Source organism: Companilactobacillus baiquanensis, from assembly GCF_003946605.1.
Classification (GTDB): domain Bacteria; phylum Bacillota; class Bacilli; order Lactobacillales; family Lactobacillaceae; genus Companilactobacillus; species Companilactobacillus baiquanensis.
Window position 1 is genome coordinate 78538 of sequence record NZ_RHOQ01000003.1, and the last position, 21641, is coordinate 100178.

The following is a 21641-nucleotide window of genomic DNA, read 5'->3' on the forward strand; positions in this document are numbered from 1 at the left end:
GAGTAAAAAACATTAGGAGCTTACTCACAATGAATGAACAAGGATTTATTTCAGCAATCGAGAATGAGAGATTGATTTACGGTGCTTTAAAGAGAGTTCATATTTATCCTACAAGGATTGATTATGAAGACTACTTTCAAGAAGCTGTAATTATCTATGCTTTAGGATATGAAAAAGCACAAGAGCAAAATAATCCCCAAGTTTACCTTTATCAAAGCTTAGTTTGGAAGCTAACTGACTTATTACGTAAGGAAAAAGTCTATAAGGAATTTCATTCGTTAGAGGAATTTGATTTTCAAAGAGTCGAATCTAAAGAAATACTCAATTTGATCAAGGATGTTGATTTAAATAATTTTACTAAAATAGAAATTATTTTATTGCAGGAACATTTCATAAATCAAGAATCTTTAGTAATATTGGCGAAGCGTTACAACTGTTCGACACGCAACCTCAGGTATTGGCGCAGTAAGCTTCGTGATAAATTGAGAATGATGGTAGCGTCATGAAGTTTACTATCTGATTACAGCTTTATTACTTTTGTCAATTTGACAAAAAATGTTGTTATAATTTAGTGGTTAAGAAATTTAACGTTGGGAAGGATAATTTATATGGTATCTAAAAAGAGATTAATGGCTACTTTAGCAACTTCAGTTGCTCTAGCCGGTGCGGGATATGTAACGGTGAACCAAGTGGTTCCCCAAGCATCAATTCAACAAACAGTAAAAGCTTCAGCAATTAATGACTATATTGCAGCAAATAATATTAAACCTGTTTCAATTCAAAATGAAGAAGGTACATTTAGCCAATGGTTTGGTTACGCTAATGGTGTTGGTAAGCCTATCGGTGTTGTTGTTCATGAGACAGCTACTCCAGGAGCTACAGCTCGTAACGAAGTAACTTACTTTAACCGTGAATGGCAAACAGCTCAAACTTACGTTCATGCCTTCGTTGATGCAAATGAGATCATCAATATTCACAATACTGACTATGGTGTCTGGGGTGCAGGACACACAGCCAATAACAACTATGTTCAAGTAGAGCTTTGTGAAGTTAACACAACTGACGAATTTGCTAGATCAGTTGCCAATGACGCTTATTATGTGGCTTCTAAGTTGATCCAATACAACTTGCCATTTACACCAGGCGTTACAGTTGTATCACATAATGATATTTCTCATATGTATGGTGAAACAACTCATACTGATCCTGTTGGCTACTTTGCTAACTGGGGTTACAGTATGTCACAATTCGACGACCTTGTTGGTCAATACTATAACAACCTAAAGAACAACGGTTCTACTGATGGCGGTGATAGTACAACTAACGGTGGCGGCGATGACGCAACTAACAATACTGGTGACTCAAGTGTTATCGGTGTAACACAAGTTAATAATCCTGATGGTTCATACGTTCCAATCTATATGTTCAATGAAGATACTGGAATGCCTGAAAAACAAACGGTTCGTGCTTTAGCTAATAACACCCCATGGGCTGTCGCTGAAACAAAGACATTCAATGGTCATGTTTACTATCGTGTATCAGTTAAAGAATGGGTAATGGATACTTATTCACAATATTCAGCGTTTTAGAGAGTAATTTTTAAGGAATCCCGTAAGGGATTCTTTTTTTATACTTTCAAACGGGCGTCACGTTGTATAATGTTTTTATATATATGAAAGGTTTTTAGGATATGAGGAAAAAACTTTTATCTATTTTAGCCGTGTTGGCTTTTTTTATCGTAATTTTTGGATGTAGCAAAAAAAACAATACGGTAGTTACTGCTACAAATCACACTTGGTATTTATATCAGGATCAGGGCGAAAACGACGTTGTGTCGGTTAAATTTTCCGATAAACGGGCGATTGTGAATGATATGTCCGCAATTGGCGATAAGGTCGGTATTCAAAGACTCAATATTCATAATAAGAGGCCTACTTTCACATTAGATAATAATGGTAAGACCATCACTATCAATAGTTCAAATAAATTGTCATTTACACTGGGGAAAGCTTATAAAGAAAACGTTTATGGGCGTCATATGAAAGGTTATTACGTAAACTATAAAGGCGATACTTATAAGTTTGCTTATATAACAAAAACAGATAAAAAATCTAAAGCAGTTCAGGAAAATAAGAGTCGTGCGCAAAAAATTAGTTATAAACAAATGAAAAATCATATTGTAGATATTGAATACGGAGCAGAAAACCTTAAAAACACCAATTTTGTTGGGACTTATGATTTTAAGACGATCATTGATTATCGACGTACGGATGGTAATTTAACTATCAATAATAATGGTACTTATCAGATGACTTTGACAGAACATGCTGCACAATCTTTGAGTGATACGACTGATAATCCAACGGTTATGACCACTTTAGTCTTATCAGGACAAGTAAAGAGTTTGTACGGTAAATATTATTTAGTGCCAAAAAATCTTTTGACGATCGAATATTATTTCCACGGTCAAAATCAAGATCATTTATTGCCAAAAAGTGTCAATCTGAAAGTTAATTCAAAATCGACCGGAAATCAGATCAATTTGGCTAGAACAAGAATCGAGCAGGATTCAGATCAACTGTATTTATTTTCAAGTGATTATACCGTTAGACAACAAGAGGGACAGTCTAATAGTAAGGGAAATCTTTTGACGAAATCCAATTCTAATCAGACTAAATTAAAAGATGCGATTACTCAAACGAATAATTATTACCTATCTTATTTAGCCGATCCGGTTCAGTCTAATGCTGATTTCATGCAATTAGTTGCAGCTATTTCTGATAATAATGATAAAAAAATTGGCAGTGTCGAAGTTGATTTTGGCGGAAAATACAGCACCAATCAAGATGTTAACGATTACAAAGGCGTTGATGTTGATGGGAATAGTCAGCCGGATATGCAATATGTATTCTTAGTTACAGCTGCTCAAAATGGGGATAATAGTCCAACTGTTACAACAAGTAAAGGGAAGTTCTTGGTTTATGGGATGCTCAATAATAAATTATATTTGTTGAGACAACCAGATAAAGATTCCACAACTATTACTTGGACTTTAGTTAAGAATATTTCCTTAAAAGTTCCAGCCTTGAAATTTACCGTAAATTAGCTTTTGGAGGGGATTTATGTTCTATTTTTTAGGAACAGTTGGTATTTTTGTTATAGAATTTTTTCTGATCAATCATGCGCGAGCGATATTCAGCCGCTTTCCAACTATATATATAATTTTGGATGGAGCCTTTTTAATAGCCCTAGGCTGGATGATCTTTTTTAGTGGCAATAAAGTATTTAGTAGTTTTGTAGCGATGATCTTTGGTATAAATTTAGTGTTCTTTATTTTGATGATCAACTATCTTATTAAAGTTTGGCTCTTTAAGGATTCAGCTATAAAAGATGTTGATTATATTGTTGTTTTGGGAACGCGCATAATGAGTTATCGTATCCCACCTAATCTTAAAGGCCGATTAGATAAAACGATTGAAACCTATCGTATTTTGAAATGTCGGCCTAAGATTATTGTTAGTGGTGGATATAGTTCTTCTAATCCGCAATCAGAAGCTAAGATGATGCGGGATTACTTGATTCAAAATGGGATTGAACCTGAAATTATTTTGACTGAGGATCGTTCTTTGAATACAATGCAAAATTTAGAATTTTCATCAGTAAAGATTCAAGCTGACTGGCAAAATAGTTATTTTCCACAGATTATGATCATAACTAGTGAGTATCATGTGCCTCGGGTAAACCGGTATTCTAAAGATTTATGCCTGCGTCCAAACTTTGTTCAAGCAAAAACCTTAGACTTATTTAAATATCCTGCTATGTTTCGAGAATTCACGGCGATTCTCTGGTATCATAGGTACACTCTAATGACGACATTTATAATGATGTTTGTTATTCTAGTTAGTACATTAGTAAGTTAGGGAGATTTTTATGTTTTCATATGATAAGTTCGTTGCCAATTTGAGGCTGAGACGAGTAACTTTGTTACTTGCGGTTATTTTAGTATTTTATCTTTTCCGCAGTATGATGAGTTTATTTCTTCTGACCTTTACTTTTACATTTTTATCCGTTCAATTTGTTAGATTTGTACAAAAGAAAATTAAGGTTAAGCCGGTTTGGATCATTGTGCCAGTCTATTTACTGATAATAGCTATGCTGGTTTTTGCGGTAACTAATTATGTTCCACAATTAGTTAGTCAGACTGTTAAAATGTTTGCATCCTTACAGACTTTCTATCAAAGTAAAGAAATGCGTTCAAATACGTATTTGAAAGTGATTTATGATTATTTGCAGCAGATAAATTTGGATAATCAAATAAAAGTCGCTGTTACGCAATTAGTCAACTATATTACTAGTGTTGGTGCCGTTGGTTTGAATATTCTTTTGTCATTCTTGCTTAGTTTCTTCTATACTAGTCAAGTAGAGCAAATGAATGATTTTGGACGTCAATTTTTAAATAGTAAGTATGGCTGGTTGTTTGATGACCTTCGTTACTATGGTCAAAAATTTGTTAATACATTTGGAGTCGTCATTGAGGCTCAATTGATGATTGCTATTGTTAATACGACTTTAACTACTATTACATTGATTTTTATGAAGATGCCTGGTGTTATTGCTTTAGCCGTTATGGTATTTATCTTGTCGCTTATTCCAGTGGCGGGTGTTATTATTTCCTTGATACCGTTGAGTTTTGTGGCATTTTCAGTTGGTGGGATCAAATATGTTATTTACATTATTATTATGATCATCGTTATTCATATGATCGAAACGTATTTCTTGAACCCACAATTTATGTCTAGCATGACTCATTTACCGATCTTCTTTACCTTTGTTGTATTATTAGTATCAGAGGAATTGATTGGAACATGGGGATTGATCATCGGTATTCCAATTTTCGTCTTCTTCTTAGATATACTAGGAGTTCATTCAATTGGTGGAAATAAGAAGAGGAAAAAAATCAAACTAAAAAATTATCGTAAAACTAAATAGAATTTATTGTTTATCGTATATTATAATTAGGTTATTGAGTATAGAGGAGACGCGCATATGTCATTTTTTGATAGGAAGAAAAAAGATAGTCCAGATACTGGCAACAATTATGAGCAGAATAATATGGAGCCTTATCAAGGATCACAATTTCAGCCAGAATTTAATAATGATCCTCAACAACAATTTCAGGCTCAATCACAAGAACAGCCTTATCCTCAAGGTCCGGAAATGCCCGGTTACTATTATGAGGAACAACCTGTCCCAGAAGCTGATAATGCCGATGACTGGCAATACACTGAACAAAATTTAGAAGACGTCTTAACACAAACTGATTCTTTAAAGAGTAAGTTGCGTCACGAATTATTGGCTGAAAGAAGTTATAGCAATCATATTTTGCGTAGCGCTGGGGTCGATGATAATGATCTTCGTGAAAATGCGGCTGCTAAAATCAAAACTATCAATGATTCATTACGTAAATGGTTTGATACTGATGAAATGGCAAATGAGATTTTCTTAGATCCTAATCGTAACTATTTCATTTTTACAGATCACTTGGAATCTGATCCAGGTCACCATGCAACCCAAATGTGGAAACAGATCAATCAAACTTTGGCAGAGAAAAATTTGATAGCCAATGCAATTTCTGTTTCTTATGATGATCACGCTAATGAGACTTGGATGGATTATCAAAATCAAGATATGGCTAGCAACAATGCCTACTTATTAAATATGTATAATGATCTTCAAGATAGAAATAATAACGTTCCGATCACACCAGCTGAAGTCCCATTTGAAGAAGACTATCATGTTGAACATTTAGATGATAATAAGGATAAAATTATTAATTCTAACAATGAAATGATAATGGAAGTTTCCAGAGATAGTGATCAGAATTTACAAGTTATTCGTCATTATAAGAGCGGTAAACTTTTGAGTCGTGATATTTTTGATGTTAACGGAGTTATTTCAGCCACTCAATTTTATGATCATCATGACCCTAATAAAGTTGTTCGTGAAAACTTCTATCGTCAAGATGGAACTTTAGTTTTGATCAAGAGTTATACAGATGAAGAACCACTGATTCAATTATTTACACCGGGAAATGTATTGATCAATACATTTGAATCAGATGATGAACTTATTGTTTGGTGGTTGAAGCATCAAGCACTACGCCAAGTTGCAGCAACTATTTTTGTATCGATCGATTCTAAGTATTATAAAGAATTGCTTGATTTAAGAACAGCTGGATTTGAAATTATTCCTGTAATTATGACACAAGATCAAAATGCTAAATCAATTTCTGAATTATTGAACGGAACTGATAAAATCACAGCCGTCTTTGCCGGAAGTGATAAAGTAAATGGCTATTTGAATAAGAATGCCAAGATCAAGATGGATATTTCAACATTGTCTGATGTTGAAACACCTGTTTATAAGCAATAACTATAAGAGTGCTATAAAATATGTTCAGCTTTCGAGCACTAAGGCTAAAGGGGCAGTAATCCGATTTTGGATTACTGCCCCTTTAGTTTTAAGCGGAAAAAGCTATATTTTATAGCACGTTTACGCTGCAAGTTTAATAAAGATAGTAGTTTGGGTGAAATTATTTTTTATTTTAAGCGGAAAAATTATTTAAACTAATAATGAAAACGTTCACAAAGACTGCTGAAATCCTGATATACTTAGCTTACTTAATAAATATTAATTTATATATTTTTTAGGGATGAAATTATCAATATATCAGGAGGAAACAATTATGCTCAATAACGGTAAGCACCCACCCCATGAATCTAGAAGGTCATCTAAAATTAGTAATAATTTGATACTAGCTTCTATGGCTACAATGGGGGTTGTAGCTGGGGTAACGATCAATCAAGAAACCACTTTAGCGGCTGCTGACGATACAGTTGGGACAACAATTACACAACCAGATACTTCAATCTCAGGTAGTGAAAATACTGTTGAACAGCCAGTTGAAGATAATACTGAGGAAGATGTTTCAGCAACCAAATTATCAGATCACTATACAAATGCCCAAGATCAAGTCGATGATGCCAATGGGAAGGCTAACGATGTAAATGATAGTTTGGCGAAACTACAGGAACTATTGAGTAGTTCTGATTTGACGTCGCAAACTGATTGGCAAGCGACTTTACAAAATGCTTTAAATGAATATCGAGATAATGCAACTGCGTTTAATGATACAACGGCTAAGACTCAAGAATTGATTTCAATGTATCAAGAAAAAATTAATCAAACGATCAAAGATCAGCCTAATGCTGTCGATCAGGTTACAGATACTAAAACAACAGGAACAAGTTTAACTGATTATCAACAATTAACGAATGACTTTCAAAAGAGTGTGTCAGATAACCTACAAACGGTTCAGAATAATCTTGATAGCTATGGTGCTTCAAGTCAGTTCAATCAAGTTAGTGCAAATCTTACTGAAGCTGCCAAGGCTTTAAATGAAGGTCTGGCCGATCCAAATAAGACAAGTGATGACATAATAAACTTAAAAGAAAACTACGATACTGCAGCAACCGCCTATAATGAGGCAGTTACAACATATAATAATAATTCTGGCTCAACGATGGCTACGATAAATTTTGATGATAATCCCGATATAACACAAATTTTGTCGGATCTTAAAACTAAAGAAGCCTATGACGCGGCAGTTAATAAGCATCAAGACGTTCAGGAAAGTGTCGAAACATATGAAGATGCAGTAAAATCATGGAAAAGTGCGGTTAAAGCTTATAATGATGCATTAAATTCGTTGTCAATGTCAGATATAACCGATGATAATGCTTTAAATGAAGCTCAAAAGGCAGTTGAAGATGCTGCTGATAAGATGACTTTAATGCAGAATGATTATAATTCAAATGTTTTAAATCCTGAAAAGCAGGAAATCATTTCAAATTATTTGAATGCTCCTACGGATTATGCAGATGAATTTCAAAATTATGAATCAGCACAAAGTAATTATGATGGTATATTAAAAAAACTAACTGGGTTACAAAAACAATTATCAGACGCACAAAGTGAAGGTCGACCAACAACTTATTTTGAAGGACAGGTTGCAACCCAAACAGAAAAATTAAATACAGCAGAAGAAGAACTGAATACTGCCAAACAGGCAGTAGACGAAATTGAGGGACCTTTAAAGCTAGCTTATGATGAAGTTATGCAAGCAAATAAAGAAGTTCTAAATTCGTATGATGATGCTTTGCTTGATCTACAAAATAAGTTGACAACTTGGCAGAACGCCTATAAAGCCTATAGTGAAGCAATTGCAAATGCTCCTGAGCAACAATTACCTGACTTTGAACAATTGCGAGAATCAGTTGATAGTAGTCAAACGGATGTACAAAGTGCGCTTGATCAAATCAACACTAGTCAGAGTGAATATAAAAAGGCTTTGGATCAATACAGAACGATGTTAGACAACAGTGGACTAACAGACCTTGAAGAGTCTAACGGAACTTTGCCAGATCTGACTGTTTTACAAGAAGAATTGACAGCTGAATTTAGTCAAAATACTGCTGTTATGGATGATACTCCTAAATTAATTGCAGTTATCAATGCAGAATTTCAGTTACAGCAACGTATTGTTCAAATAAATAATATTATTTTAGCGATCAATAGCGACCAGGAAATGCTGAAAACGATTTATGATGCGGCTTATCAAGGAGACGCTTGGCAAGCTTTGACCAGTGTCTTTAATAATATCGGGAATGATTTAGCAACAAAAGCAGCTGATTATCAAGAGGCAGTCATGAGTTATAAAGATCTAGTCGACGCTTTTGAAACTGCCAAAGATGCTTATGGTGCTGATGTTTCTTATACATATCCAGAAGTTAGTGATGTAAGCGATCAGTATGAGACATTTAGCACTGATTTTACAAATTTTGAGAGTAGTCGTAAGGATTTGGTAAAATTTTTAGCTAAGGGTCTGCCTGATAAGAAATATAATGATGCCGCCGTTGAAAGTATGAAAGATGGAACTAAACTATCTACCAATGGTGATACAACAAGTTTGGAAAATATTGAAGATGGTGGCACTACATTAAACATATATAAATATTTTGGTGGTTACTTGGCTTTCTTTATTGGTAAGAGTATTACATCCGGTTTAAGAGAAAATACAATTGGTGATGTTCAAAATATTATAATAGAAGAGCAAGCTAAGGAACCGGCAAAAAGTAGCTCTGGAACAGATTATTATAGTTTGAGCGCAGATAAAAAAGATGAATTGAATGAAACTTTGCGTGGGATGATTGTTCCATCTTATGAAAAGGATGGGGTCATTTACCATCTGACGGGGGTAATGGTCCCAGGAACAGGATTAGGTAAGGTAAATTATGTAAAGAATTTAAGTGATATTTATGTCTTTACCAGTCTAGATCCAGTCGAAGAACTTATGAATATGTATACTGGAGTAAGTGTTGATGTAAGAGCTAATCAGGAATTAAATTTCTACTATACGGCGTCACCGCAAAAAGGTATAGAAGATAAAACGGAACTGTCAGATGAAAAAACATTGCCAGCGCTGGATACTTTTACCGCTGAAACACTTGATGCTACTGGAGATTTGAGTAGTAGTTCGTTAGCGGCTACGGGTGACACTATTGCTACCCCTGATCCTAATGAGTTTGAGGTAAGCACTATTACCGGACAATATTCTGGTGGTGAAACGATTGATAATGCCTTTGATCCGCTGACCATTAAACTAGCACCAACGATCACACTTAATGAGGTTAAAGAGACAACGAACCCAGAAAATCCAGATACGACAGATCCAGAAGAACCGGATGTAACAGATCCAGAGAATCCAGGTACAACAGATCCAGAAGAACCGGATACAACAGACCCAGAAAATCCAGATACGACGAATCCAGAAGAACCAGATGTAACAGATCCAGAAAATCCAGGTACGACAGGTATAGATGGCTTCGATTATGAGGGGGCTGTTAATGTTCCATCAAATAATGATGATATTGTCTACATTCCAAAGACTGGCCAAATTTATGATTCAACTGGTACATCGCGAAATAGTCAAAATAATTTGATCAAGACTTCAGATAACGCTAAATTAGCTAAAGAATTTCCACAAACTGGACAAGAGAGTAAGGGAATCTGGTCGTTATTAGGTAGTTTTCTATTAGCAATTTTTGGTTTTTCTTTTATCAGTTCAAGAAAAAGAGATTAGGTAAACATCTGAAAACGTTTTTATAAGAAGAACATAACTTTTTTTTATAGTCTTTTTCGTGTAAAATGAGCATTGTATAAGAAATGAAAAGAGGATTTTTAAATGTCAAAATTAGTTTTCATTCGTCACGGACAAAGTGAATGGAATTTATCAAACCAATTTACTGGCTGGGTTGACGTTGACCTTAGTGAAGAAGGCGTTAAGCAAGCACAAAATGCTGGTAAACTTCTTAAAGAAGCCGGAATTGAATTCGACCAAGCATATACATCAGTATTGACACGTGCTATCAAGACATTGCACTATGCTCTTGAAGGCTGTGACCAACTATGGATCCCTGAAACAAAGACATGGAGACTTAACGAACGTCACTATGGCGCTTTGCAAGGATTAAACAAGAAAGAAACAGCTGAAAAATATGGTGATGAACAAGTTCATATCTGGAGACGTTCATATGATACTTTGCCACCATTATTGAAAGCTACAGACGAAGGTTCAGCAGCTAATGACCGTCGTTATGCAAACCTTGACCCAAGAATCGTTCCAGGTGGTGAAAACCTTAAAGTTACTTTGGAACGTGTAATTCCATTCTGGGAAGACGAAATCGCTCCTAAGTTGCTAGATGGCAAGAACGTTATCATCGCAGCTCACGGTAACTCACTACGTGCTTTGACTAAGTACATCGAAAACATCAGTGATGCTGACATCATGGATGTTGAAATGGCTACTGGTGAACCAGTTGTCTATGATTTGGATGATAAGCTACAAGTTGTAAGTAAGAAGAAGTTGAACTAATTTTAGAAATGCTTAGTGACTTTGTCACTTAGAATATCTTATGGGGCAGCCTTGGGTTGCCATATTCCATTAGTCTAATGAAAATACGACCGCACAATTTTGTGTTTGGTCGTATTTTTTTGTTTCCTTAAGACGTTGCGGATACCGTTTGGATTTTATACATTAGATATGGATCTCATTACCATACGTTTCGTAATGACTGTGGAAGATACAAAAAAATTGATCAGAACATTTGTCTGATTCCATTATTATTCTGAAAAATAATTTGAATTCGAAAAAGTATAAAGTATCATTGTATAATGAATAATAATATTTTCTGGTAGGTGTTTATAATATATGGATCTTAAAAGTCTTTCTGAAGACCAAGTTCAAAGGTTGTTACAATCTCTAAAGAAGTGTGTAAAGGCAATCCCAAATGATACTCCAATCATTGGAAGAATTAAGGATGATACCCCAGTCGTTGATTTTGAAAATCATATTGAGTATATTTTACATAGATATAGAAACAATATTGATAATACTAGATTTAGTTTGCATATACGATTTAAAGAAACTAATGAACAACTTATTAGGGTAGATATAAATAATGGAACACATATTAATCCAGACGGAGAAAAGATTCATCAGAATCATATGCACATTTATAAATATATTGATGGGCTAAGAAAAGATTCGTATGCGCATGACTTGCCAGATGAAATAAATGATATTGAAAGTTTGTTTTCGACTTTAGTACAATTCCTCGAGTATAGTAATACTGAAGACTATCCAAATTAATTGAAAGGAGGTGTTTATTTTGAAAGAAGGTTTAGATACTTTAATTTTGGAGAAGGAAGTAAAAGATTTTTACAATAAAAGTTTCTCATTCAGTAGACTTAACACCTCTTATATCAGAATAGATACTCCTTTTTTAGATAGGCATAATGATTCCCTGATTCTGTATGCTATAAAAAGTAGTAATGGTATAAGGTTAACTGATGGTGGCTATGTTTTGGATGATTTAGAATCTGAGGGAATAAAGATCATGCGTTCCAAAAAACGTAGACAAATTTTAGAAACCCAATTGAAGTCATATGCGGTTAATTTAGATGAAAATAATAATGAATTATATATAGAAACTAAAAGTACAGCGGGATTTCCGAGGGCACAGAACTTTTTGATCCAGGCAATGCTATTTATCAATGATATGTTTATGCTATCTGATTCAAATATTAATGACATATTTAAAAATGAAATTGCTAGGTTCTTTGAAGACAATGATATCCGTGTATTACAGGATCCAACATTTGTTAGTAATTCTGGTATGACGCATAAATATGATTTTACGATTGCAGGAATTAAGAATATACCTGATAAACTTATTAAGACTATGAATTCACCTCGAAATGAATATTACGCTAAGGCACTGGCAACAGATGTCAGGTTAACTAAGAGTGTTTTAAAGCGAAAAACTAAATTTTACACATTTATTAATGACAATGAAAAAAGTATTGATGCGAATATTATTTCCCTATTTGATAGTGAAGATATTAAAACAATACCTTATACTAAGCGCAATGATTTTATCGAAGAATTAGCTGAATGATAAATAACATTATCAATTAATACCCTGACAGTGCCAAGTACCAATACAACTAAAAATATCAAATTGATGAAATTCTTTAGTCTATTACCACATCAGAAATGATGTGGTTTTTTGTTTATCTTAAAATGAAATCATAACTAACTTCTTTAAATCCAAAAAGGGTATGATATAACCCATAAACGTACCAACAGGGAGAAAAAAATGAGTCTATTTTTCGGTATTATGATCATGCTTTTAGCGGTCGTACCCGCACAAATGCTATTTCAAAGATTTCCTAAAGTTCCACTAGCTTTTTATCAAATTGGGATCGGACTTTTACTGTCGTTTTTCCCACTTTATTCAGACTTTGAATTTCCACCAGAGGTCTTTTTATTAGTGGTTATTTCGACTTTAATGTTCAGTGATAGTCGGAAAATTAATTTGGGGGAATTCTCATATTCGTTAAGACCCACTTTATCGTTGGCGATAAACTTAGTTATCATGTCAATTCTTATTGTAGGGGCCTTGGCACACTTTATAACACCGGCATTAACTTGGTTTGGCGGTTTTATGCTGGCGGCAATATTATCACCGACTGATGCGGTTGCTTATAAGTCAATTACAGCTGCAGTTGAATTACCTGCGGGGGTTGATAGCGCCTTAGAAAACGAATCATTATTAAATGATGCTTCGGGTTTGGTGGCTTTCAATCTAGCTGCAGCAACTTTAGCAACGGGACATTTTTCGGTTGTTCAAGGAGTGGGGAATTTCTTATATGTCTTCATCGGCGGGATCGTGATGGGATTTTTACTTGGCTGGGTATTTATGTTCAGCCGTCGTTTGATGATCACTCACGAGATGAATATTAATGCTGTCATTGTTCCGTATATTTTAGCGGTCCCTTATATCATTTATTTTGTTGCCGAAGAATTGGGGATGTCTGGTATTTTAGCAGTTGTTGCCGCGGGATTATTGCGTACTTGGGAGCAGAAGAATTGGCAATTGACTACTGCTAGGATTCAAGATGCTACATTTTCGATCGAGAATATTATCAGTGAGGTTTTAAATGGGTTGGTCTTTGTTATTTTAGGTATCAACTTGCCCAAGATTATTCGTCAGTCTTTTGATGTTCACGTTCACTTTGGACTATTGCTTCTTATTGCCTTGAGCTTGTACTTAACTTTAGGAATATTGAGATTCATCTGGTTTTATTTTCGCATGGTTAAAATTAACGAATCACCGAATGATAATCATTTGATCAATAGTCTTTTAGCGAGTGTTAATGGGGTCCATGGAACGGTTACATTGATGATGGCGCTATCAATTCCAACTACCTTAAAAAGTGTTCCGACCAATTTGCGTGCGGCCATAATTTTAATAACCGTTATGGTAATTATGTTAAGTATGTTGATACCAATATTCATAACGCCGTTATTATTACCAACTATGGATAAAAAGATACTTGAAGATTCTGAAAAATTTTGGAATCAGATGGTCGATGATATGTTGATAAGTGTCAGAGATAGCGAGCTTGATCCATATATTAAAAACTATGTTACGCCCATATTAGTTACTCAAAGACGGCTCTTGGGGATGAACCAGAAAAAACTGAATAGTCTTTATCGTCAAACTTTAAAAATTGAAAAACAAGCAACTGATGAATTAATTAAAGCTGGAAAAATTTCTAAGCAGGTTGCCACTTTTCATTCTGATGTAGTAGTAAGAGATGTTTTGAACCAGCCGCTTAGACCATGGAACGCGCTGATTTATTGGATAAAGGTGTTGATCAGTAGTCATAGTCGAGTTGAATCAACAGAATCACAAAGAGAAATTGAAAGAGCAATTATTGAAGATGAGGTTTATTTACCAATTATGAATTTCTTAAATCAGCGGGATTCAACACATAAACAAGTTGAAATAAATACTCTAGCGAGGATTTACTCTACAAGACATGATGAGGTTATTTCAGAAGAAATGATCAATATAGAACGGTATCATGTGTTGCAATTATTTAAACAGGAAATGGATTATATGAGGGAAATGTACCTGAATGAAGAGATAACACTGCAACAAAGTCGAACTTTCATGTATGACATTAGTTTACAACAGACAATTTATATTAAACGTCATTTTTCTGAATAGAATCTTCAGTCATATACAACCCATAAATGATGAGTTGAAAAGTATTTCCTACTTTAGGTGCTAACCCAAACTTAGGAATGCACATGATATAATTGCTAAGAATTGAAAGTTGTAATAAGGTTTATAAAAATCAATAAGTCTCGATAAGTTGCAATAAGTCTCGATAAGTTGCAATAAGTCTTATAAAAATTAATAAGTCTCGATAAGTTGTAATAAGGTTTATAAAAATCAATAAGTCTCGATAAGTTGCAATAAGTCTTATAAAAAACAATATATTATAGTAGATTTTAATGACTATAAATAATATGGAAAGGAGCGTTTTAATTGATTCCTAATAATATTCAGAAGGAAATTAAAGAGGGTAAAGAAAACAAGTTTATTGAATTCAAAGCTGCTCAGGGACGTGACAGACTAGGTGAGATTCCCAAGGATGTTTATGAAACAGTATGCTCTTTTTCTAATCGTTATGGAGGAAATATATATTTCGGTATTCAGGATGATGGAACTATTTTGGGTATTTCATCTACAAGAATTAATGAAATGATAAAAAATTTTGTTACAGTAATTCAATCTGGAAAAAAGATAACCCCACCACTATATTTGGACGTTGATAAATATGAAATTGAGGGGAAAAATGTTTTACATGTATTTGTACCAAATAGTTCTCAAGTACATCGAATGAACGGACAGATTATTTTTGATCGTAATAATGATTCTGATATTGATATTACTAATAACACGAACCTTGTCCAACAGATGTATACCAGAAAACAATCTGAATATACTGAAAACAAAATATATCCTTATATTCAAGTAGAAGATTTCAAACATGAATTGATTGAATATATTAGGAAAATCAGTGTTAGTGGGAATGGTGAATTGAATCTCACCGGTAAAACTGATTTAGAAATTTTGAAGAGTTTATCTATGTATCGTAAAGACTATCTTACAGGGGAAGAGGGCTTTACACTAGCCGGAGTACTAACATTTGGAAAAGATGAAGTTATCCGTGGGATAATACCCTATTTTGCTATCGATGTATTAATAAGAATTGATGATAATGAAAGGTATGATGATCGCTTACGAATTTCAACGAATCTTATCGATAGTTATTCAAAAATTATGGATTTTATTTCTAAACACATCAATAATCCATTTTATTTGAAAAAGGATAAAAGAATTGAAATAAGGGATATTCTTTTTAGAGAAATAATAGTGAATATGTTGGTTCATCGTGAGTATTCTAATCCTTTCGTATCAAGAATAGAGGTTACCAGAAAGGATATTACTATTGAAAATGCAAATAAGCCAGTACATCCAGGTAAGCTGAAACGTGGAGAAATAAGACCATATCCTAAGAATCCAAATATTGCCAGAATTTTCCATATGATTGGACTTGTTGATGAAATTGGTTCAGGTGTAGGTAAAATATTTGATCTGGCACCTATATTACTTGGTGGAGAACCTATCATTGATAATGAAGATCATTTCACTGTAACGTTGCCTATTACAGGGAACGGTTTAAGTAATCTTTCAAATCAAACGGCCATCAATTATTTCGATAATTCTCAATATTCACTTACTACGGAACAGTTAAATGTATTAAAAATTTTAACTAGTCCAATGTCTGCTAAAGAAATATACAATTTATCTGAATATAAAAATAAGGGTAATATAAATAGTTATCGAGTAAGTGTTATAAATGTCTTATTAGAGAAGGGGTTGATCCAACGTACTATCCCTGATAAACCTAGAAGTTCGAATCAAAAATATTATAGAAATATAACACAGTAGAAACTTTCATGTATGACATTAGTTTACAACAGACAATTTATATTAAACGTCATTTTTCTGAATAAAACATCATATTTAAAAAAATATCACTTAAATATAATATCTTTTATTGCACTTTGTTCATCAGTGTTTTACAATTGAGTTGCGAATGAAACCGTTTACACAGCGTATTTTATTTGTTTTTCAACATTAAAGGGAGGTAATTTCATGAAAGATCGTGATACAGCAAATGTTTTATGGTTCGATGAATTACATCGTCAAGATGTTAACTTAGTTGGTGGTAAGTCTTCTTCATTAGGGGAAATGACTTCTTCGATGGATGTGCCAGTACCTTATGGCTTCGCTACTACAGCTAGTGCATACCGCTATTTTATGGAGACAACAGGTTTAAATGATAAGGTCAATGCCTTACTCAATGGCATGAAGGATTATGAAGATTCAGATGAACTGAGAACAATGTGTAAACAGATTCGTGATTTAATCGTTGGAGCAAAGATGCCAGACGATTTAGCAAATGATATTAAAAAAGCCTACGCAGATTTATCCGAAAAAATGGGTCAAGATGATCCATTTGTAGCTATTAGATCTTCTGCAACTGCTGAAGATTTACCGGATGCTTCATTTGCAGGTCAACAAGAGTCATATTTAAATATTAAAGGTGCTGATGATGTAGTTAATCGAGTACAAGAATGTTATGCTTCATTATTTACTGCTCGTGCAACATATTATCGTCATAAACAACAATTCCCATATGAGAAAGTTGCTTTATCAGCAGCTGTTCAAATGATGGTATTCTCAAAGGCTTCAGGAATTATGTTTTCTGTTGATGTAACAAATGGGGATGATTCCAAGATTATTATTGATGGGATCCGTGGTTTAGGTGAATATATCGTATTAGGTAAAGTAACACCAAATCATTTTGTTATTGATAAGAAGTCTTTAAAGATCGTTGAAAAAAATGTAGTTAAACAAACTATTCAGTTAAATAGAGTTGCTGATGGTGGAACTAAAGAAGAAGCAGTTCCAAAGGAATTACAAGATGAACAAGTTTTAACTGATGAACAAGTAATTGAATTAGCCGGTTATGCTAAAAAGATCGAAGAGCATTACGGATGTTATATGGATATGGAATATGCTCTTGATGTAAATACAAATCGTCTTTGGATCGTACAGGCTCGTCCAGAAACATATTGGTCACAAAAAGAAAAAGATAACGATACTGATACTGGAGATGATAACGTGGTTGCAGAATCAGATGCTAAAGTTGTTGTTCGTGGATTGCCAGCAAGTCCTGGTTTAGCTAGTGGAGTTGTACATGTTATTGACGATCCTAAAGATATTGATCAATTTAAGAAGGGCGAGATCTTAGTTACTTTGATGACTTCTCCTGACTGGGTTCCAGCTATGAAGAAGGCTGCTGCTATTATTACTAATAATGGTGGTATGACATGTCACGCAGCAATTGTTTCTCGTGAAATGCAGATTCCATGTATTGTTGGTACTACAAGTAAGGGATCATCTGCAACTGATAACTTGAAAAATGGTGACGTAGTAACCGTTGATGCTAAAAATGGTGTTGTTTATCAAGGTAAAGTAGAAGGAATCCTTAAAAAATCAGGTTCAGAAAGTCAATCAGTAGTTGCGGCAGAAACATTTGCACCAACAGCAACTAGAGTAATGATGAACCTAGGTGATCCAGAATTAGCTGATAAATATTCAACACTTCCAGCAGACGGAATTGGCTTGATGCGTGAAGAATTTATCTGGACATCATATATTCATGAACATCCATTATATTTAATTGAGCAAGGACATCCAGAAAAAGTTGTTGATATGCTTTCTGATGGAATTTCAAAAGTTGCCCGTGCTATGTCACCAAGACCAGTTGTATTACGTTTATCCGACTTCAAGTCCAGTGAGTATCGTAACCTTAAAGGTGGAGATAAATATGAACCTCATGAACCAGCAGACCTACTAGGCTGGCGTGGTGCTTCACGTTATTACGATCCAAAATATATCAATGCCTTCAAACTAGAACTAGAAGCAGTTAAAAAGGTTAGAAATGAATATGGATTAACGAATTTAAATATTATGATTCCATTTATTCGTACAGTGGATGAAGCAAGAAAAGTTACTGATATTATTAGAAATCAAGGTTTGGTCAGAGGTGCAGACTTCAAGATTTATATGATGGCTGAAATTCCTTCAAACATTATCTTGGCTGATCAATTTAACCAGTTCGTTGATGGTTACTCAATTGGATCAAATGACTTATCAATGTTGATCTTAGGTTGTGACCGTAATAATGATACAGTTGCTCCATTGTTTGACGAACGTAATTTAGCCGTTAAACGTGCAATTCGTCATCTAATTAAGGCAGCACATAAAGATGGCAGAACCGTTTCTATCTGTGGACAAGCTCCTTCAGAATATCCAGAATTTACTAATTTCTTGATTCAAAGTGGAATTGACTATGTATCTGTTAACCCTGATATGGTTAAAGAAACAAAACGTAACGTTGCCCACTTTGAACAAAGAATTATGTTGGATAAAGCAACAGGTAATGGTTTACAAGATCCAACTAATTATGAGTGGTAATAAAAAAAATCTCACAAAATGTGAGATTTTTTTGTTTGCTCTAAAGTGCATCCGATACGGTCCAAGTCAATGTACCAGTATATTGACCAGCCGGACTAAGTCCTAATTGTTTTAGGAGTAATCCTGTATCAGATTCCCATTTATCAGAAATATTATCTGTTGTAGAGGTACTGTATGATTCGTTATTTGTTGCAACAGTAAACGGTGTTTCACTAAGGCTTGAATAGTTAGATTGATCATCGTTTCTGTAAACTAATTCCATATTACTATTGATATCGTTGCTACTATCATAAAGTCCATTAGTTGTAACTGACAATTTCCAAGGCTCACGAAGACTGGTGACACTTAAATTAAATCCAGATTTTCGTTTAAGATAGGTAGACTTGTTACCAAAATGAATATTCTGGAATTCTAGACCATCAGAAACATTCAGGTGCAATAATTTATCAGGTTGGACAGTGACGTTATAAGTTAAAGTATTTGAAACTAAATCGTTAGTTCGATCAATTGCGGTTACTTTAACTTCTTGAGTGGAATCTTTTGGAAAAATATCCCAGAAATTATCGCCACTACCTTCAATAATTTGCATGAAATCCATTGTTGTTTTAGCAGATTGACCACTTTGAAGAGCTATATCTTCAGCCGCGGTGTATGTATGATTTCCTACTTCTATTTTGAAAATAGTATCGGAACTTGTTAAACCACTAGGAGCATTGTCACTGTAGCCTAAGTTGAGATCAGAAGTAAATGTTGTATCTGGATTATTATAAAATAAATTATAATCGGTACTAGAACTCGTACTTAGATTCAAACTGTAATCTTTTTTAGCTAAAATCGTAAATGCAGGCGAACTAGTCATAGCAATACTATTTGTACCAGTAAATGAAGCTGGTGCCTGTTTTACATTGATGTCACTTGAAGTGTCATTGTTGGCAGTCGCTGAAATTGAAATCTTAGCAACATTATTAGTATTTGTCAGATCTCTTTCCAATGCATATTGAATAGTACTATCTTGAAGAGCGCTGGCCGGAATATTCGTAGGTGATTGACCATCAGCATATGTAATAGTAGCAATGTTGCCATTTTCATCTGGACTAACAGTCAGATTGTCAGGAATCTTGATTTTTGAAATAACAGATTTCCAATCTTCATCACCACGAATGTAATTAAGATCGTAGTCAAGAGAAAGATCATCTCCACTAGCAACTGTTTTATCAGTCGCACCATCCGTAATCGTTTTGTTCAATGTTTTATCAGTAATTGATGCACTTGCGTCAGCATATGGAGATTCAGGAATAGAATCAAAGGCTACTAATTTGGTAGCAACGGAACTTGAAGTAGTATTAGATCCGGTGAATCCCCAACGAACTTTGTTTGAAGAAGATACATTCAATTTTGAGGTATCTATTTGGTTGCTTACTTCCTTAGCGTTGGGATTCTCTAATCCATCCTTACTAATATCATTATATGCATATTTTAGAGTGGCAATATTAGATCCAGAAGGAGCTGGCGTCCAATTGACGGTTAAATGATGCCAATAAATTGGATTATTATTAGCATCTTTATCATCTGTTAAATCCACATCAGTGGAGTTTGATTTAATCATTATAGTAGCCTTATCATAGCTGCCATAGGCGCTACTGGCACTAGTTAGACTACCTTTTTGATAGTAAGTAGAACTCAATGCAGGATAGGTTATGGCAATATTTCCGTTTCCTCCACCGTTACTACCATATGTTAGTTTACCGGGGATATCAGAAATGACTGGCGTTCCACCGGGATGGGTGTCAAAGCCATTTTGGGAATATAGTGTGCTATTAGAAGTTATTCCGGCGTTACTAAGCTGGATAGGAACGCCATTTTTAGATGCCCAGAATGAATTTAGTTTGGAGTCAATTTCCAAGGCTACACTATTTTGAACGGCCGTTCCTGCCATGTAACTTTCAGACTTGGAAGTATATGATGCTGGAATGATAATACTTCCAGGAATACCAGAAACTGTAGAATTATCAGCTCCAAAAACACCTAAACCATCAAGCCCAGCTCCTAATGCACTCATACCTCTAGTATCATTTTGCAACACAAAAGCAACACCTTCACCATTTATTTCATCTGATGCATCTCCTGTTCCAAAATATACCCAAAAAGAAATAGTTTGAGGCTTTGTAATATCAAATGTTTGATCCTTTGACCAAAGTGCACCATAGGTCGATTTACCATTAGCTAAAGAAATAATATTTCCGTTACTTGTTGAAGAAGAACCGTTACGATCAACTATTTGTGCAGAGTTAGTCGTATAAGGAAAATTTTTATCTGCCGTCGGTTTTGTTGGAGTATCTTGGCCCAAATAATCTCCGATGGAAATACCATTGGGAGCATCTTGTAAAACTGCTTTATCGGTGCTACTAGTTAAATCCGCCGAGACATTATTTATATTTGTTGTAAGTATAATAAAAATGCTCATGAGGAAGATAAATCCCCACAAGCTTACTTTGCATTTAGTTTTCATCTGTATTGCCCCCCTGTTAAGAACAATCACTACAATTCATT

At 34.4% G+C, this 21641-nt stretch carries 14 protein-coding genes; 13 read left to right on the top strand and 1 reads right to left on the bottom strand.

Annotated elements, in window-relative coordinates; all coding sequences use genetic code 11:
* Positions 1 to 29: 29 nt before the first annotated feature.
* From EKM77_RS06015 to ppsA, 13 genes are all read left to right on the top strand, one after another.
* On the top strand, positions 30 to 506 hold the full coding sequence (locus EKM77_RS06015; RefSeq protein ID WP_125593160.1) for a sigma-70 RNA polymerase sigma factor region 4 domain-containing protein: 477 nt from the start codon (positions 30 to 32) through the stop codon (positions 504 to 506).
* A 102-nt stretch (positions 507 to 608) separates the two neighbouring features.
* Positions 609 to 1589: a peptidoglycan recognition protein family protein gene (locus EKM77_RS06020; RefSeq protein WP_125593161.1), complete on the top strand. Its 981-nt coding sequence runs from the start codon at positions 609 to 611 to the stop codon at positions 1587 to 1589.
* 101 nt (positions 1590 to 1690) lie between these two features.
* Positions 1691 to 3106 carry a hypothetical protein gene (locus EKM77_RS06025; RefSeq protein ID WP_125593162.1) on the top strand — a complete coding sequence of 472 codons (1416 nt, stop codon included), beginning with the start codon at positions 1691 to 1693 and terminating at the stop codon, positions 3104 to 3106.
* 16 nt (positions 3107 to 3122) lie between these two features.
* Positions 3123 to 3920 (top strand): YdcF family protein, encoded by a 798-nt coding sequence (locus tag EKM77_RS06030; RefSeq protein WP_125593163.1) that lies wholly within the window; start codon positions 3123 to 3125, stop codon positions 3918 to 3920.
* Positions 3921 to 3930: 10 nt separating this feature from the next.
* The gene (locus EKM77_RS06035; protein ID WP_125593164.1) at positions 3931 to 4989 is read left to right on the top strand and encodes an AI-2E family transporter; all 1059 of its coding nucleotides are present in this window, start codon (positions 3931 to 3933) and stop codon (positions 4987 to 4989) included.
* 57 nt (positions 4990 to 5046) lie between these two features.
* Positions 5047 to 6432: a hypothetical protein gene (locus EKM77_RS06040; RefSeq protein WP_125593165.1), complete on the top strand. Its 1386-nt coding sequence runs from the start codon at positions 5047 to 5049 to the stop codon at positions 6430 to 6432.
* A 313-nt stretch (positions 6433 to 6745) separates the two neighbouring features.
* Positions 6746 to 10201 carry a prolipoprotein diacylglyceryl transferase gene (locus EKM77_RS06045; RefSeq protein WP_125593166.1) on the top strand — a complete coding sequence of 1152 codons (3456 nt, stop codon included), beginning with the start codon at positions 6746 to 6748 and terminating at the stop codon, positions 10199 to 10201.
* 102 nt (positions 10202 to 10303) lie between these two features.
* Positions 10304 to 10993, top strand: a complete 690-nt coding sequence (locus tag EKM77_RS06050; RefSeq protein WP_057765471.1) for a 2,3-diphosphoglycerate-dependent phosphoglycerate mutase — start codon at positions 10304 to 10306, stop codon at positions 10991 to 10993.
* A gap of 336 nt (positions 10994 to 11329) precedes the next feature.
* The gene (locus tag EKM77_RS06055) at positions 11330 to 11770 is read left to right on the top strand and encodes a DUF6978 family protein (protein ID WP_125593167.1); all 441 of its coding nucleotides are present in this window, start codon (positions 11330 to 11332) and stop codon (positions 11768 to 11770) included.
* Positions 11771 to 11789: 19 nt separating this feature from the next.
* Entirely contained in the window at positions 11790 to 12578 is a 789-nt protein-coding gene (locus EKM77_RS06060) for a DUF1828 domain-containing protein (protein ID WP_125593168.1), read from the top strand.
* Between the two features lie 201 nt (positions 12579 to 12779).
* Positions 12780 to 14699 (top strand): cation:proton antiporter, encoded by a 1920-nt coding sequence (locus tag EKM77_RS06065; RefSeq protein ID WP_125593169.1) that lies wholly within the window; start codon positions 12780 to 12782, stop codon positions 14697 to 14699.
* Between the two features lie 324 nt (positions 14700 to 15023).
* A complete protein-coding gene (locus tag EKM77_RS06070; RefSeq protein ID WP_125593170.1) occupies positions 15024 to 16493 on the top strand; it encodes an RNA-binding domain-containing protein in 1470 nt (489 codons plus the stop codon).
* A 207-nt stretch (positions 16494 to 16700) separates the two neighbouring features.
* Positions 16701 to 19091 (top strand): phosphoenolpyruvate synthase, encoded by a 2391-nt coding sequence (ppsA, locus tag EKM77_RS06075; RefSeq protein WP_125593171.1) that lies wholly within the window; start codon positions 16701 to 16703, stop codon positions 19089 to 19091.
* Positions 19092 to 19131: 40 nt separating this feature from the next.
* On the opposite strand, the gene EKM77_RS06080 is transcribed toward ppsA, so the two are convergent.
* A complete protein-coding gene (locus EKM77_RS06080) occupies positions 19132 to 21600 on the bottom strand; it encodes an L-type lectin family protein (protein ID WP_125593172.1) in 2469 nt (822 codons plus the stop codon).
* Positions 21601 to 21641: the final 41 nt, after the last annotated feature.